General features: G+C 58.4%; 16 protein-coding genes. 14 read left to right on the top strand and 2 right to left on the bottom strand.

Features of this window, described 5'->3' with window-relative positions; all coding sequences use genetic code 11:
• Window positions 1-97: 97 nt before the first annotated feature.
• Both N5W20_RS06925 and N5W20_RS06920 read left to right on the top strand, forming a co-directional pair.
• Window positions 98-856: a DNA alkylation repair protein gene (locus N5W20_RS06925; protein WP_319806430.1), complete on the top strand. Its 759-nt coding sequence runs from the start codon at window positions 98-100 to the stop codon at window positions 854-856.
• Window positions 857-1,188: 332 nt separating this feature from the next.
• Window positions 1,189-2,202, top strand: coding sequence for a zinc-binding dehydrogenase (locus N5W20_RS06920; protein WP_319806429.1), 1,014 nt, complete (start codon window positions 1,189-1,191; stop codon window positions 2,200-2,202).
• A gap of 275 nt (window positions 2,203-2,477) precedes the next feature.
• Here the strand turns inward: N5W20_RS06920 and N5W20_RS06915 are convergent, their stop codons facing one another.
• Entirely contained in the window at window positions 2,478-2,696 is a 219-nt protein-coding gene (locus N5W20_RS06915; protein ID WP_319806428.1) for a hypothetical protein, read from the bottom strand.
• Between the two features lie 103 nt (window positions 2,697-2,799).
• Window positions 2,800-3,183, bottom strand: a complete 384-nt coding sequence (locus N5W20_RS06910) for a helix-turn-helix domain-containing protein (protein ID WP_319806427.1) — start codon at window positions 3,181-3,183, stop codon at window positions 2,800-2,802.
• 540 nt (window positions 3,184-3,723) lie between these two features.
• Here N5W20_RS06910 and N5W20_RS06905 point away from each other — a divergent pair.
• From N5W20_RS06905 to N5W20_RS06850, 12 genes are all read left to right on the top strand, one after another.
• The gene (locus N5W20_RS06905; RefSeq protein ID WP_319806426.1) at window positions 3,724-4,278 is read left to right on the top strand and encodes a hypothetical protein; all 555 of its coding nucleotides are present in this window, start codon (window positions 3,724-3,726) and stop codon (window positions 4,276-4,278) included.
• A 687-nt stretch (window positions 4,279-4,965) separates the two neighbouring features.
• Entirely contained in the window at window positions 4,966-5,595 is a 630-nt protein-coding gene (locus N5W20_RS06900) for a hypothetical protein (RefSeq protein ID WP_319806425.1), read from the top strand.
• On the top strand, window positions 5,579-6,799 hold the full coding sequence (locus tag N5W20_RS06895; RefSeq protein ID WP_319806424.1) for a PBSX family phage terminase large subunit: 1,221 nt from the start codon (window positions 5,579-5,581) through the stop codon (window positions 6,797-6,799). Before N5W20_RS06900 ends, N5W20_RS06895 begins: the two co-directional genes overlap by 17 nt.
• 111 nt (window positions 6,800-6,910) lie before the next feature.
• Window positions 6,911-8,500 carry a phage portal protein gene (locus tag N5W20_RS06890; protein WP_319806423.1) on the top strand — a complete coding sequence of 530 codons (1,590 nt, stop codon included), beginning with the start codon at window positions 6,911-6,913 and terminating at the stop codon, window positions 8,498-8,500.
• 64 nt (window positions 8,501-8,564) lie between these two features.
• Complete coding sequence (locus N5W20_RS06885; protein WP_319806422.1) at window positions 8,565-9,041, top strand: MAPEG family protein; 477 nt, start codon at window positions 8,565-8,567, stop codon at window positions 9,039-9,041.
• Between the two features lie 261 nt (window positions 9,042-9,302).
• Window positions 9,303-9,746: an MAPEG family protein gene (locus N5W20_RS06880; RefSeq protein ID WP_319806421.1), complete on the top strand. Its 444-nt coding sequence runs from the start codon at window positions 9,303-9,305 to the stop codon at window positions 9,744-9,746.
• A gap of 283 nt (window positions 9,747-10,029) precedes the next feature.
• Complete coding sequence (locus tag N5W20_RS06875; protein WP_319806420.1) at window positions 10,030-11,517, top strand: DUF2213 domain-containing protein; 1,488 nt, start codon at window positions 10,030-10,032, stop codon at window positions 11,515-11,517.
• Between the two features lie 11 nt (window positions 11,518-11,528).
• Window positions 11,529-12,071, top strand: coding sequence for a structural cement protein Gp24 (locus tag N5W20_RS06870; protein ID WP_319806419.1), 543 nt, complete (start codon window positions 11,529-11,531; stop codon window positions 12,069-12,071).
• Window positions 12,071-13,123, top strand: coding sequence for a hypothetical protein (locus tag N5W20_RS06865; protein WP_319806418.1), 1,053 nt, complete (start codon window positions 12,071-12,073; stop codon window positions 13,121-13,123). Before N5W20_RS06870 ends, N5W20_RS06865 begins: the two co-directional genes overlap by 1 nt.
• Before the next feature lie 3 nt (window positions 13,124-13,126).
• On the top strand, window positions 13,127-13,657 hold the full coding sequence (locus tag N5W20_RS06860; RefSeq protein ID WP_319806417.1) for a hypothetical protein: 531 nt from the start codon (window positions 13,127-13,129) through the stop codon (window positions 13,655-13,657).
• A gap of 3 nt (window positions 13,658-13,660) precedes the next feature.
• Complete coding sequence (locus tag N5W20_RS06855; RefSeq protein WP_319806416.1) at window positions 13,661-14,317, top strand: DUF4054 domain-containing protein; 657 nt, start codon at window positions 13,661-13,663, stop codon at window positions 14,315-14,317.
• Between the two features lie 150 nt (window positions 14,318-14,467).
• On the top strand, window positions 14,468-15,007 hold the full coding sequence (locus N5W20_RS06850; protein ID WP_319806415.1) for a hypothetical protein: 540 nt from the start codon (window positions 14,468-14,470) through the stop codon (window positions 15,005-15,007).
• Window positions 15,008-15,055: the final 48 nt, after the last annotated feature.

Below are 15,055 nucleotides of genomic sequence, written 5' to 3'. Positions count from 1 at the left end.
GCCATGGCGGCGCATCATGGTAAAATGATGTTGAGGCGTTGCGACTCGCTGTCCCGTCTCTCTGCGGTAAGAATATCCGGTTCGGGGAAGGTTTTTTATGTCGATGAACATCCCACCCGCACATCTTGCCGCACTTCAGGAAGGGACGGCCGAAACGCGCCATCTGGCGGACATGCTGGCGATCGACATGGCGCGACTTCTCCGGCGCCTTGGTCTCCCGCCGGAAGAGATTTCTGCGTTGGATCTCCAAAATCAGGGATTTGTTGCGCGCATGCGGCGCGCCGGGGCGCTGCTCGGGTCGCTTCATTCGGAGGGGGAGATCCGTGCCTTACAGTCTCACGCGAGTGACACAATCCGTGGTTTTGCGGCCTATGCGACGATCGAAGCCCTCCATGAAGAAGCGCGGCAGAATGCCAGCGAACTTTGTCGCGCCATCCGGCCTTTCGCGGCGGATCGGCATTTCGGAGTGCGGGAGTGGGCGTGGATGGCCGTCCGCCCCGCGCTCGCCGCGCGCCTTGCGGAGGCGATCGATACGCTCACGCCCTGGGTGCGTGACACGGACCCGAATATCCGGCGTTTCGCCATTGAAGTCCTGCGGCCGCGCGGTGTCTGGACCCGGCATATCCCGGCTTTGCGGCGTGACCCCTCACCGATCCTGCCATTGCTGAACCCTTTGCAGACGGAAACACATAAATATGTTCAGGATTCAGTTGCGAACTGGCTCAATGATGCGGGGAAGGACAACCCTGCATTCGTTATAACCCTTTGCCAGTCATGGCGCACCGCGCAGCCTGATCACCCCGGCACGCTGCGCATCTGCCGCCGGGCGCAACGTCGCCTGAAGCCCCCCGTCTGATGCCTGAAGAGGGCGTCGGACGAAGCGATGAAGTTTAACAAACCATAAACATATTTTTATTTTCAGCTTCACAAGCGGGTCGAAATGCGTCATGTGTCACGGTGGAAAAACACGCGGTCGGCGCCCGACCTTTCGTGATCAAAGTGCAAATCTGAGCGGAGATCGCGCCCCGTAGCTCTCATGATGTTTTCGCGGGTGCGCTTCGCAGCGGTCCTTTTGGACCGTGAGACGGGCGCTTGCCCCGCGCATCGGTGGGGCAGGATGCCCCGCACGGCGACCCGATCCAACATCCCCGTCAAGGCGTCAATCTGCATGGATAAAGGATAGGTAAGATGACAGAACATGAAGTTCCGGCGGAATATCGCGCCTGGTGCTGGGTTGACGGGACATCGGCGCTCGCGCTGGAAATGCGGCATGTGTCCCGCCCCAAGCTTGCGGATGATGAAGTCCTCGTGCGCAATTACGTGGCCGGACTGAACCCGGTTGACTGGAAAGCCCTTGGTGAGCGCATTGCGCCCATGAAGCCCGGCCATATCCCAGGCGTTGATGGCGCCGGAATCGTCGTGGAAGTCGGTGCGAAACTTGATCCGGCCTGGGTCGGACGCCGCGTTGCCTATCATCAAAATCTTATCCGCCCCGGCAGCTTCGCCGAATATACGCCCGTTCAGGGCCGCGCATTGATGGTGATGCCGGATGCGCTGGATTTCGGCACGGCGGCCAGTATGCCATGCCCCGCTCTTACCGCGTGGCAGGCCCTCTCCAAGCTGCCCAGCCGCGTCGGCGCGAAGCTCCTGATTTCAGGCGCCGGGGGTGCGGTTGGGAATTATCTCGTCCAACTTGCTGCTGATCGCGGTTTTGCCGTGACCGTCATGTGCCATGAGCGTCATTGGGAGCGTCTGCGCGCATTGGGCGCCCAGCATTGCCTCCCCGGTACCGCCGTGTCGGATGATCACTTCGCGGAGGAACTGAGAAATCAATATTACGCCGTCATCGATACAGTCGGTGCTGATTACGCCGTCAATCTGGCCCCGGCCATGAAGGCGAACGGGCATATTGTCTGCATTCTCGGCCGCCTGGACACCTGGCCGGACCCGATTTTCACGCGTGCGACATCCCTGCATGAAGTGACGATCAACGGCCTGCATATGTATGGTGATGATGCGGACTGGCATGATCTGACCAAAGCAGGGGAGCGCCTGCTGGCTTGCCTGGCGGAGCAGTCTCTCCATCCGGAAGAGATGGTGACGCGTAGTTTTGACGCGTTGCCGGCATTCTTGAATGACCTTGAGCATCGTCAATTTACGGGCAAAGCACTGGTCAATATGCCGGTCATCGCCAATAGCTGATTTACAAAGGCGGCGCAGAGATGCGTCGCCGCGCCGGGCGACAGTCAGTCGGGTCGCGTTAGATGGGTCCCGGCGTGACAAGTCGTCGGCCGCGCTTTTATTTTACCATCAGGCCACATATGTCCAAAGCAGGTGGTGCATCCTGATCAAGGCGGTGGCGGGCAGGTTTTGGGGCGTTTTGAAGTGATGCAAGGCGTGGGCGCGACGTCGGGACGGCGTCCACGCGCTGCTTCAGTCTGAAGTCATCGTCAAGCTGATGTTGTTGACCGACCTTTTCAGACTGCGCGTGTCAGACAGCGGATCAGCGCTGCGACAGAGAAATCCCGCATCTCGTCATCCTGGTCAACCAGGGACTCAAGATAGTCCAGCGTCACGCGTGGCCGATCCGTGTAATCCGTATCCCAACGTTCAACCTCCGAAAATGCGCGATGAAAGACTTGACGCTGCAATGACTGACGCGTCTGGCTCTTAATAAGTGTGGATGATTTGGGCATCCCGTCACCTGCCTTTTTTGTTATTCTCAGGACATAAAAACATTAGCAGAACTAATATTAAACTTCAACCACTTGCTAAGCGTCCTTACCGGAAACTCGGATGTTATTTCGTTTCCGACTTAAAAGCGCGGGCGTAAAGTCGCATAGCTTCAAGCATATCCGGCTGCGCTGCATGGGGAATAAGCCTGAAAAGGCGCAAAGCCGCGAGCTCAAAATCGCTGCGGGCCTGCCCCTCACCCGTTGTGGCGCCTGAAAGCAGAAATGTCAGATCAACTTCCAGAACCTTGGCCAGAATCAGCAGGCGCGGCCGACGGGGAAAGGAGCGCCCCGTCTCATATTGCACAATGGCGTTTTCACTGACGCCAAGATGAAGGGCAAGCTGTGATTGCGTCATGCCAAGTTTGATGCGCAGTTTTTTCAGCCTTCTGCCGAAAGCGATCATATCCGCGGAGCGCGGGCGTTTAAGGTCAGTCAAGGATGGCGGCATGGCTCGGGGAACACCTCAACATCGCAACGGATGTGTCGTCAGGATTGTCACAGGATATTAGCGGTGCTAATGTTACACGCGTCATGCTGCGTGGTGTCCAGAGGGTCGCTGCCGTGGCGCCAGGTCAGGCAATGGGGTTCATTCATGTTTGTCACATCACTCGAGCTAATCATCATTGTCGGGGCGCTCTGCGGAGCTCACTTATATGAGATGCCGTTGCGTCGCTTTATGGCAGGCCGTCGCGACATCATGGGCAGCAGATCATAGACATGCGAAGTTATGTTTCAGCTTCCCACCTCATGACACGTTGGCGGGCAGGGGGCAATTCCTCATTCCACTCCCGCTTTTCGAGCCACAAAACGCGCTTTTTCCGGTCCGCAGATGAATCCTGCCGCGTTGGCGGGATCCTGCCGGTTCTTTCCTGATGGCGGTTGCGACGTTTTTGACGTGTCCGGCCTGAAACAGGCGGGATCATCGGCGCCGCGGCGAGAGGTTCCCGGGCTACTCACCAACAAACCCACAACAATAATGAGGGATATAATGCCAAGAAAAATGACCCGCCCCGAACCCACCGCCCCGACTGACGAGTTTGCGTGCAATGGTCCAACGCCGGAACGCCTGACAAAAACAATGTTCACGCACGGGGCGCCGCGACGTGTCCTGACGACCGTGCAGGCGCTCATCAATTCGGGCGATGTTGATCAGGATTGCGCCGATGCGGGGGAGCGCTGGTTTCGCGACTACACATTCGCCTTCTTCGACTACGTGGAATATCGGGAGCCATGGCCGGTCAATAATGCGACGCGTCATGACGCGGTCTCGTGGCATGTCCTTCGTGCCATGACCTGTGCGCGCGTGGCCAATGTGCGGCGCGCTTTGGGCGCGGCGGCTGAATTGCGCCTTCGGCTTGTTTATGTGGAAGAGTTAAGTTTCGTGAAAATGGGTAAAATCCTGTTTCCCCATCTTTCCGCAACCGTGGCGCGGGGCAAGACATCGGCGCAGATCGCGCTGGTGCTTGAACAATTAAGAGATTTTTATAACGAGGAGCACAAAAATAAAAAGAAGGAGATTGAAGGCCGCATGCAGCTATGCTAGGATTACGACAACAATGGACGTTATGTGTCCAGTAGATCATCGCGAAATGCGAAATATTCAGTCGACAAATGAATCACCTTTTGTGCCGAGTCCAATGTTTGGCGTGCAGCACGTTTCTTTTGACGTGTAATTCAGTCCGTATCCCGATTCTTTATCATGGGCGCGGTCAACTGATGCCGCGCACGCCATCATTTATTCGTTACAAAAGTTTTTGAGACATGCCCGTCATTGGCAAATAATAATAATAAGGTCGATGGCGCTGCGCGCCCTCATCCGGGGGTGTCGCATCACGTTCACGGGTGGCGTCACGCTTCTCGAGGATCAAGTCAGTCACGTTGAGTAACTGTCCGGTTGCTGCCTGTGTCGTCATGCACACAGGAGGGCGCTGCGTGCGTCACGCGCACGCTCCTTTCAGATTTCCCTGCGGCGCGATGCATCAGGGGGCTGAGGGTGGGAAAAAAGAGTTACCAGCGCGGTGATTGTCCTCAGAAGCATGGACGTCACATGTGGGCTCAATGTGATGGGGCGTGTAGGGGGGGGCGGGGATGCAGCCAAGCTATGAAAGCTGCGTAAACGGGGTCTCTCCATCCATGCATCACGACGCTGATCAATCTCACGTCGTGTTCACATGGATGTGCTGACGCCATCCCCGCCCATCATGATCATCAGCGTTCTGCTTGAGGAGAGGTGACCTCAGACTCCCGGTGCCGCCCGATTGCGCCGCCCTGTCGGCGCATCCTGTGCGCCTCTGGCAGAAAAAACGGGCACAGCATCGTTTTCAGCGCGGAAGAGGGGATGATGAAGCAACATATTTCCGCGCCGAAAAAGCGTAAACGACCGGGAGTTACGGAGAAAAAACCGTCATCCGCGACGCCGAAAATTCTAGACGAAAATGCCAGCCCAACATCGGGACGGGTCACAAACAAGCCCCTCAAAAAACCGACCCCCCGCAAAATAAGTGTCAAATCCTGCGCGCAGGCCGCGGCGACGCCTCAGAGGACTGACCGCACTGCGCTCAAAGCCGCTTCCCCCCAGCGTCGATCGGGCCGGATGAAAAACCGCGTTGAAACGCTCAAGGCGGATGATGATCCTGTCGCCTTCGAGGCGCTCGCGCGGCGTTACGCGTCTGAAGCCTTGTGTCAACTGGCTGAGATCGCGCGCGCCTGTGACAGTGATGCGACCCGAGTTTCGGCCATCCGGGAAATTCTGAACCGGGCCCTGGGCCGGTCAGCGCCGCGTCGACCGATTGAAAAAGATGCGCCGGAGGCTGTGCCTATTCTGAAAATCGTGCCTTACATCAATGGAACGCGCGATTGAGATACCGCCAGCCTTCGGTGATTTCTCCCGCCCTTATCGTTATCGTATCTGGTATGGTGGACGTGGTTCTTCCAAATCATGGACGGTCGCGCGCGTCCTTGTGGCCATGGCCGCGTCACGAAATCTGCGCATTCTGTGCGTGCGTGAATATCAGAACGCCACGCATGATTCGGTGCAGCGCCTGCTGGAAGACCAGATTGCCGCCCTGGGTTTGACAGCGTGGTTTACGGTGCGACGCGACAGGATCACCTCGCGTAGCGGCGCGGAGTTTTTATTCAAGGGCCTGGCGCGCAACATTCAGGGCATCAAATCAACGGAAGGGATCGATATTTGCTGGGTGGAGGAAGGTCAATCGATCAGCCAGAATTCGCTCGACATATTGATCCCGACCATCCGCAAGACGGGCTCCGAAATCTGGGTTACTTACAATCCCAACCGCCCGGAAGACCCGATCCATCTTCTCGCGCAACGTCTCAAAAATGATGATGACGCGCTGATCTGTCAGGTGAACTGGCGTGATAATCCCTGGTTTCCGCTGACATTGGAGGGGGAGAGGCAGCGGCTTTTAAAGCATGATCCGCAACTTTATGAGCATGTCTGGGAAGGGGCATGCCGACAGCAATCTGCGGCGGTTATCTTCCATGATCGCATGATTTTCGAGGCGTTCGAAACGCCGCCCGATGCGCGATTTTATTTCGGCGCTGACTGGGGTTTCGCGCAGGACCCAACGGTCCTGATTCGATGTTTCGTGCAGGATGACTGCGTTTACGTTGATCACGAAGCTTATGGCGTCAAAACGGAAATTGATGCGCTTCCCGCATTGTTTCTGCGCATCCCGGGTGCGGGGACATGGCCTATTTTAGCGGATTCCGCCCGGCCTGAAACCATCAGCTACATGGCGCGGGCGGGTGGCTTCCGCATTCGCGGTGTCGAGAAATGGCCCGGCAGCCTCGAAGACGGGATTGCCCGCCTCAAAGCGTTTCGGCAGATCATCGTCCATCCACGTTGTCCGCAGATTGGACAGGAATTCCGGCGATATAGTTATCTGACGGACCCGCATACAGGCGACGTCCTGCCCAAAATCGAGGATCGCTGGAATCACGGAATTGACGCGTTGCGTTACGCTTTGTCACCTCTTATCCGCCATCGCCGTCAGATGCCGCATTTCGGGGCATATCTGAAAACGCCGCGTCCCTCGGAATAAAATGACCGGCCATCATAAAGGGTCACACAAAGCACAGCGCGGGCCGGGCTGTGTCCGAACGAACGATAAACCCGAAACCACGCTGTGGCAGGCGCGAAAGGAAGCATGAGAATGAAGCGCATGTCGGACCTGACCCGTCGCAGAAAGGCGCGTTTTTTTACGCGGCGGTCACGCGCTATGGTGGAAAGGGCGGAGCCAATCCTTCGTTCTTCGATCGGGGCCGGCGCCACGATGTCGGCATCTTTGACGCGTCCTTCCGCGGGTGAAAACCCCTCCCGGCGTCGCTTCCGTTATGACCGTCCCGCACGCCATCCAGCCCTTGCGCAACAGGCGCTGGAGGGCCGTCTCGCGCCCTATGAACCCCCTCAGGGCGTGCGTGGCCCCGGCTTTGACCGTGTGGCCATGGATGCCAGTCTGACGGCTTTGCGCCATTGGGTGGACACGAACCCGTCTCTCGTCGAAAATTACATTGCGGATGGGCTGGGCTTTCCGGGTTACGCGCATCTCGCCGAAATGGCGCAGCGCGCTGAATTTCGGAAGCCATGTGAAGTCATCGCGCGGGAATGCACGCGCGCCTGGTTGCGTTTTGTTTATCGCGGTCACGGGCATGATGATGCCGCAACGCGTGAGCGTCTCGACCAGATTGAGCAATCATGCCGCAAACTGGCGCTGCGTGATGTCGTCAAGCGCCAGGTTCTGCAAGCCCTGACATACGGAATTGGCCATATCTGGGTCGGCCTCAAAAACCAGTCTTTGGATACGGCGGCGCAATCCGCGCCATTGCGCGCCACGCCTCAAGGGATGGGGCGTGCAACGCTTGAGCGCCTTGTCGCCATTGAGCCTGTCTGGACAACCCCGAACAGTTATGACGTGGATAACCCGCTTTCCCCCGACCATTACCGGCCCCGCAACTGGTGGGTGCAGGGGCGGCTTGTCGACCGTAGTCGCCTGTTGACGATGGTGCCTTACGAAGTGTCGGATATTCTTAAACCGGCCTTCAATTTTGGCGGGCTGTCACTGACGCAGCAATTAAAAAGCTATGTGCATAATTTCCTCCGCACGCGAAATGCCGTGGCCGGGATTACGGCAAACTTTTCACGGCTTGTGTTGCTGACCGATATGGCCGGTAATATGCAGGCCCCGATGACCGGCCCTGACCCCTATCCCGGCATGTCTTTCGCGGATATTGACGCCAGCTCGATCCATGGGCGCGCGGCGCTGATGCAGGATGTTGCGGAGGGACAATCCACCATTATCGCGGATAAAAATGCCGAGGATGCCAAAATTCTTTCAACGCCCCTCAATGGGTTAGATAAGCTCCTCGCACAATCGATGGAAGCCATGGCGTCAATCCCGGGTATTCCGCTCGTCAAGCTTTTCGGGTTGCAGCCTTCCGGGCTGAATGCCTCATCCGATGGGGAGATCCGTGTCTTTTACGATGAAATCTCAGCTTTCCAGGAGGCGTTGATCCGCCCGATCGTGCAGCGTGTGCTTGATCTCGTCCAGCTTGATTTGTGGGGCGAAATCGATCCGAAAATAGATTTCATCTTCAACCCCTTATGGCAGATGGATGAAAAAACCCGCGCTGAAACCGAACGGTCAAGGGCGGAAACCGTCTCCGCTTTGGTGAAAGGCGGGATCGTCTCCGGCGACGAGGCGCGCAGACGCCTTGCCGCTGGGCCGGTTGCACCTTATGCTTAATGCTTCGTTATGAAAGTTTCGCCCCAGGCATCGCTGTAACCTCGACGGGAAGATCGCGCTAAAAATGTTTCAGTATATCGGGGAAAATGCGGATTTCCCGCCCCTGATCCTGCCCATGATCGCACTGATCGTGTGGTCGCTCTTCATGACTCTCTGGATGGTCGTCGCCCGCGTCATGCTGGCGGTGCGCTACGCGCAGCGCGGTGTGGAAACGGATGCGGCTTCGCCGTCGGCAACAGACAAGCCGGCCCTCCCCGATACAGTGAAGTGGATCGGTGACAATGCCAATCACCTGCTTGAGCAACCCATCCTCTTTTACGCCCTGTGTTTCGCTGCGACGCTGAGCGGTGTCGATGACGGCATTTTTCTCATCGCCTCGTGGATCTATGTCGTGCTCAGGATCGTGCATAGTATGTGGCAAAGCCTGGTCAATGCCATTGCCGTGCGCTTTATACTCTATATTTTTTTCACGCTTGACCTCACTTATATGGCGGCACGTTTCTGCTTTTATCTATGCGTTCCGGGTGTTGATACGGTCTGAAGCGCCCCGGGTGAGAGCGGCTTTCATTACGTCCCCGAGACGGGTTTTTGAAATTTTTCAACGGTATAGGGTCTGTAAATATACATGTTGTTAACGGCCTGTCACACATGTCGGGGGCAGGGCGGCAACGATTCGACAATGTCGCGTGAATGGTACAAAAGTCACAAACCACGCTCTAAACCAATCTTTTAAAGTCTCATTAAAGAAACTGGCTCGCGCAACCGAAGTTTAGTGTCAAATCAGCTAGCTAAGGAGTGAACCATGTTTTTGCCTATTCTGGCGTTAATTGCCTGGACGTTATTGATTGTCATCTGGATGGCCGTCGTGCGTATGCCCGAAATGATGCGTGCCTCGCGCGCGGGCAACGCCCCCGGTAATTACGCCACTAAAATCGAGGCGGAACAACATTTTTCCCCCCGGACACGTTGGAAAGGGGACAACGCCAATAACCTGTTTGAGCAGCCGACGATTTTTTATGCGCTCGCCCTGATCACCATGCTGTCGGGTCATGCTGATTTCACCGCCGTCTGGATGGCGTGGGCTTATGTCATTCTGCGCGTTCTGCACAGCCTCTGGCATTGCCTTGTCAATATCATTCCCGTTCGGTCGGTCATATTTTTCCTCTCCACATTGGTGCTCGTGATCATGACGATCCGCCTCGGGATGCAGCTTTTCAATTACATGCCCGTCCTGCCCAATATGTAAGTGATCCACATCGCGCCTCTTTGACGCGATGAAGTAAAAAAAAGGGCGCGGACGGGAAAGTCTGCGCCCTTTTTATGTGGCATGCGCTGACGCGTCGCATGGCCTCGACCATCAAGGATGGTCTGTCATACAAACGCGTCGCCCCTGATGCTTCGTTTGACATGACAGGCCGCGCCTCACGATGCCGCGTCGCCCCGGTCTGCATGTTCCATCTTCGAAGCTGAAAAATAACAATAAACGCCCGATCGCGCCAAAGATCAGGGCCACAGACAGGGTGACTGAAATGGAATTGACCCACCCCGGTCCCTGCAAGGACCCCCAATGGCTGGATGATCCACCGTCGTCCCCGCCAGCGCCATTCCAAACCGTGATGGCGCTGGATGAGACGGTCCGACATATCGATGCTGATGGTCATCTTCATATCACGACATGCGTCCTCAGTGCGGCGGGCATCTCGCCCTATTGGGGGCGGGAAATCCCGGACCATGCGCGTCTTGGCCTGAAGCCGGACCGGATTTACCCGGTCTATCGTCCGGCTGACGTCCTTGAGCGGGCGGCATCGAGCTTCAATGGCAAACCGATTTTGCTGTCCCATCTGCCCGTTACGGCCTCCCAACATCCGCGCGGCATCACAGTCGGCGCGGTCGGGAAGGCCGTCTTTGATGGCGAGGCCGTGTCGGCGGACCTGACATTCTGGGATAATGCGGCCATTGACAGCATCGCCGCAGGCGTCAGACGCGGCGTCTCAGCGGGTTACAGTTACCGTGTGGTGGCAGAGGCGGGCACGTGTGAAGGCCAGGAATATGGCCTGAAAATGGACGATATTCGTTTCAATCATCTCGCGCTGGTCGAGACGCCCCGCGTCCCCCGCGCCGTCATCGGTGATCAGGCCCCGTTGCTTGAATCGCCGGAACGTGACGCCCGCTCGCAGGATGCCGCGCCATCTGCGGGCAAGCAGGATGCGGGCCGAAAACCGGAGGCGTCGCCCGATCGGGAGGATGATCCCGAACCAGCGCAGGAAGGCGCGGCCCTCCAATCATTCGCGCAGACGCTTTCAGACGCGTTGCGCCACGGCACATTATCTGATGAAACGCCATTCGACGCCATTGAAGCCTGGCTGCGACGCATTGTCTCAGATGAGATTCAGTCGGTCATTCCAGCGCAGCGACATGAAAAACCGACAGTGGACGTGTCAGATGTGGAGGAAGGCGCGGCACCGGAACCATCTGCATCCGGCGATGCCGGGGTGAAGGAGGACGCGGCGCAGGCGGCTTTGACCCCTCACGAGACGGCGATAGCGGCCCTCGATGAAGCCATCCGGCAGGAGCGTCTGCGCAATCAGCGTGCTGAAGCGGCGCGGCAGGCCGTTCGGCCCCTCGTTGGTGAGGTGATGGGGCTGGACGATGCGGAGGATATCTACCGTTACGCGCTGGAGCAGATCGACCTGCCCGCCGCCTCCATCCATCCATCGGCGCTTCCGGCGGTCGTCGCTCTGGTCAATCGATTTTCAAGCCGTATCGGGCTCATGCCCCACCCGTCCCTGATCGGGGGGCGGGCGGATGACGGTCCGATCTGGGCGGCTTCCTCGCCTTCCGAGCTTGTAGATATGCCATCGCCACGCGGGGCGGCAGGCATGCATGGCAGCGCCATGATGCAGGCATCTGCCCACTCCGTTTTCAGCAATTGTGATCCTAAGGCTGCCAGCGTGCCCCCCCCAAATCGCGCAGCACACTCCATACTCAGCGGCATTGCGGTGCCCAAAAAACTGTAAGGAGGTATGAGATGGATACACCAGAAATACTGAGTTTCGACCTCAAAATTGGCTTTCCCGGCGATATCGCGTCCTGCAATCCTTATTACCCGGCCATCGCGCGCGGTGTCGGGATGAGAGCGGATGAAAAAGGACTGACGGTCGGGCGCTTCGTCTGGCTCAAGGATGATGCGTTTGTCGGGTCTGCCTCGGGCTGGGCCGGGCAAAGTGTCAGCCACACGCCGAAAGCGACGGAAGCCCCCCTTGGCATCGTCCTGCGCCGTCTGGACAGCACGATGCTCACCCTTTCGGATGATCAACTCCCGACAATCCCTGCGGGCGACGCGGTGACCGTGGCGCGGGCCGGCGATATTTTTGTCATTACGGATACGATCGCCTCGGCTGGCCAGTCCGTCTTCGCGCAACCCGGCACGGGTGCGATCATCACATCCGCTCCGGACCAGGTGCCGGCCGACGTCATCGCGACGGGTTTCACCGTCGCGCAGGGCGGGCAGGCGGGGGAGGTCATCGTTATTTCGGCCGTCGGCCATTCACGCGAGGGGAGTACGCATTGATGGTGCCATTTCGACAGGAAGCGCAACGCCTCGCTGCGGATTGGGGTATTCACCTGCCCGGTGTCACCCATTACGCGACGGAACCCCAGTCTCTCAGCGCGATGGATGATGCTTCCGGCACAAGGCCCCTGCCGGGCATTCCCGATGTGCTGACAACTACGATCGACCCTCAGGTCGTCCGCGCGCTGGTTACGCCGACCCGGTCGGAACAAATATATGGCAGTGGCAAAAAAGGTGACCGCACACGTCGGACCATGATGTTCCCGGTAGCGGAAAGCGCCGGTTACGTGGCGCCTTATGGGGATTACGAGCCCAGCGGCGTGGCGAATACCCATATCAGCTGGGCCTCTCGCGATTCCTTTTATTTCCAGACCTGGGCGCGTTATGGAGACCTGGACGTGCAGATGCTGGGGCTCGCTGGGGTGGCGCTGGCGACGGAACAACGCCTGGCCGGGGCGACCGTCCTCAACAAGGCGTCCAATAAAATGAACCTCTTCGGCATCAACGGAAGGGCACTTTATGGCGCGCTGAATGACCCGCGCCTTCCGGCAGCGATCCAGCCCACCGCGAAAGCCTCGCCAGGTGGCAAAGGCACGGTGACGAGCTGGACGGACACGAATGACGCCATCGCCGTCTATGGCGATTTTGTCTCGCTTTTCACGCAGTTGACACAGCAATTGGCGGGCCAGATCGATACGGAGACGGAGCTTGTCGCTGTCATCCCGTCCGAGCGTGCCCCGGTGCTGAAATATATCGTCTCTTACGGCCTGACTCTGGAAGATATGCTTAAAAAAGGCTTCCCGAACATGGTGATCCGCACCTTGCCGGAAGCGGGGCCGTCACTATCCGGCGGGGCGCAGAGCACAGCCATGATGCAATTATTCGTACCGCGCCTCGATGGCGTTGATACAGTGACAACGGCCTTCACTGAAAAATTGCTGATGCACCGGCTTGAGACATATTCAAGTTATATGCAGCAGAAAATGTCGCAGGGCGGTTGGGGCACGGTCTGGCGGCGTCCACAGGCCTGCGCCACGATGGTGGGGATCTGAGCGGTGCTGACACGTTTCAAAACCCGCGTTCAACCCGCTGAAGCGCCGCGCAATCGTCGGAAAACGCCGCAAGCCCCCTCTGACAAGGGTCGTGCGGCCGAAGCCGGTGATATGGTGCATGTGATCTGCCGGGTCCCCTCCGGCGTCATCCTGCGACTTTATGACCCCGAGGATATTCTGGCCCGACGCCACGCGCACCAATCGGGCCAGCCTGTCACGGCGTTGCTGCGGCCGATCGCTGAGGTGGGTCTCAAAGGTGCCCGGGAGGATGCGCGTTTCGATATTCGGGATAACCGGATATTGGGCTGTCACGGCGTCACCCTTGTTCCCCAGGATTTTTGGGAGGCCTGGGTCCTGCAGAATAAGGAAAATGACCTCCTGCGTCAGAATTTGATCTTTGCGGAAACGACCCGACGCCGCGCACGGGATCAGGCCGGTGAATGGGCGCAGTCACCGACGGGGTTTGAGGGTCTCGACCCGGACAAATTGCCGCTTTCATCCGTCAGTGCGGACACATCCATGACAGGGGGCTGAACCATGTCCGATGAGGAACCCCGCGCGCCGGATGATACGCCACCCGCGCGCGCCGCGGCCGAGGGGGATCATTTGAAGGTTAATCCGCACCTCACGTCGCGAACTGACGCAGATGGAAAGCCGGAAGCCCCGCTTGACACAGCATCTGATGACCGTGACGGGACCCTGTCAGGGAAGCAGGCTATTAACGCGCCGGGACATGTTGCCACCACCGCTTCCTCCGAAGCGGGCGGTGATGGCGTGGTGAGGTTCGATTACGCCAAATGGGCCGCGCATTTTCCCGAAATGGCGGAATTCACGCCGGAGGCGCGGGCTGAAACCTTTTTCGAAATTGCGCAGAATCTCTACCTTAATAACAGCGCGGCAAGTATCGTCCGCGACCTGAAGAATCGGGCCTGGCTCTTTGACCTTCTCGTGGCGCATCTCGCCTGGCTGTCTCGACCGGAGGCGGAGGGCGGCGCGGGGCCGGGGTCGGTCGGGCCGGTCACGGAGGCACGTCAGGGCTCCATCGCCGTCAGATATGATCTGCAGGGTCAACCGCCATCCGCCACGTGGTTTATGCAAAGCCAGTTCGGTGCCGCTTATTGGCAGGCGATTTCCGCGTGGCGCAGTATGCGCTTTATCCCGGCGCGCGCGTCACGGGCAAAAATCTGGCCGTGATGACTGGCCCCGTTTTCTGAGCTGTTTCAAGGCGGGGCGCCTCTGACGGGCGGGATGCGTCCGATGCGGGCGCGGTTTTCCAGCGAGGTTGCAGGCTGGCGCCGCGCACATCCCCAATTTCCCAATTTCAAACCAAACATGGAGATAGCCATGTCGATCATTCAGGCTGCAGGGCCAGCGCTGCGGCGCGTACATGTGTGTGTCGGAGGGATATGGCGTCGTGCATCGCGCACTGTCATTGACGATGACGGAACGGCGCGCGTGGAACATGATGATATTCCGGTCCGGTTGCAGGTCCAGGCCGCAACCTCCGCCGAAATTTCGCTGCTCGACAAGCTCCCGCGTCAGGCTGAGCATCGCATTGTCTACATCCAGCACCCGATCCAGCCTCTCAGTGCGTCCCGTCAACGCGGGGGTGACATGATCAGGTTCTTCGGGGCGGATTGGCGGGTCACGCAGGTGCTGGAGGTCTGGGATCAGGAGGGCTGGTCGAAACTTATCGTGACGCGGCAGAGCGATATCGATGCGCCAATGCGCATGGAAACGACAAAGGCCAGTATTGCGCATGTTTCCCAGTCGGGGAAGGGCCTCACATCAGGCTTCCGCACAGGGTCCGAGCCCTATGCCTCGCTGCGGCGTCACGCTGTGGGCCGTCAAGGCGTTGCATCGCCGCCTTCAGGGACGGCTTGATATGACCGCCTCAAGATGGGGGCGGGATGGCACGTTGCATTGCGGATC

The organism is Candidatus Kirkpatrickella diaphorinae (genome assembly GCF_025736875.1).
GTDB classification, from domain to species: Bacteria; Pseudomonadota; Alphaproteobacteria; order Acetobacterales; family Acetobacteraceae; genus Sorlinia; species Sorlinia diaphorinae.
This window is presented reverse-complemented; position numbering and strand designations above follow the sequence as displayed.

What these genes read in the sequence shown, in the direction of transcription:
- N5W20_RS06925 (WP_319806430.1), top strand. Translation starts at nt 98, where the DNA reads ATGTCGATGAACATCCCACCCGCACATCTTGCCGCACTTCAGGAAGGG.
- N5W20_RS06920 (WP_319806429.1), top strand. Translation starts at nt 1,189, where the DNA reads ATGACAGAACATGAAGTTCCGGCGGAATATCGCGCCTGGTGCTGGGTT.
- N5W20_RS06915 (WP_319806428.1), bottom strand. Translation starts at nt 2,696, where the DNA reads ATGCCCAAATCATCCACACTTATTAAGAGCCAGACGCGTCAGTCATTG.
- N5W20_RS06910 (WP_319806427.1), bottom strand. Translation starts at nt 3,183, where the DNA reads ATGCCGCCATCCTTGACTGACCTTAAACGCCCGCGCTCCGCGGATATG.
- N5W20_RS06905 (WP_319806426.1), top strand. Translation starts at nt 3,724, where the DNA reads ATGCCAAGAAAAATGACCCGCCCCGAACCCACCGCCCCGACTGACGAG.
- N5W20_RS06895 (WP_319806424.1), top strand. Translation starts at nt 5,579, where the DNA reads ATGGAACGCGCGATTGAGATACCGCCAGCCTTCGGTGATTTCTCCCGC.
- N5W20_RS06890 (WP_319806423.1), top strand. Translation starts at nt 6,911, where the DNA reads ATGAAGCGCATGTCGGACCTGACCCGTCGCAGAAAGGCGCGTTTTTTT.
- N5W20_RS06885 (WP_319806422.1), top strand. Translation starts at nt 8,565, where the DNA reads ATGTTTCAGTATATCGGGGAAAATGCGGATTTCCCGCCCCTGATCCTG.
- N5W20_RS06880 (WP_319806421.1), top strand. Translation starts at nt 9,303, where the DNA reads ATGTTTTTGCCTATTCTGGCGTTAATTGCCTGGACGTTATTGATTGTC.
- N5W20_RS06875 (WP_319806420.1), top strand. Translation starts at nt 10,030, where the DNA reads ATGGAATTGACCCACCCCGGTCCCTGCAAGGACCCCCAATGGCTGGAT.
- N5W20_RS06870 (WP_319806419.1), top strand. Translation starts at nt 11,529, where the DNA reads ATGGATACACCAGAAATACTGAGTTTCGACCTCAAAATTGGCTTTCCC.
- N5W20_RS06865 (WP_319806418.1), top strand. Translation starts at nt 12,071, where the DNA reads ATGGTGCCATTTCGACAGGAAGCGCAACGCCTCGCTGCGGATTGGGGT.
- N5W20_RS06855 (WP_319806416.1), top strand. Translation starts at nt 13,661, where the DNA reads ATGTCCGATGAGGAACCCCGCGCGCCGGATGATACGCCACCCGCGCGC.
- N5W20_RS06850 (WP_319806415.1), top strand. Translation starts at nt 14,468, where the DNA reads ATGTCGATCATTCAGGCTGCAGGGCCAGCGCTGCGGCGCGTACATGTG.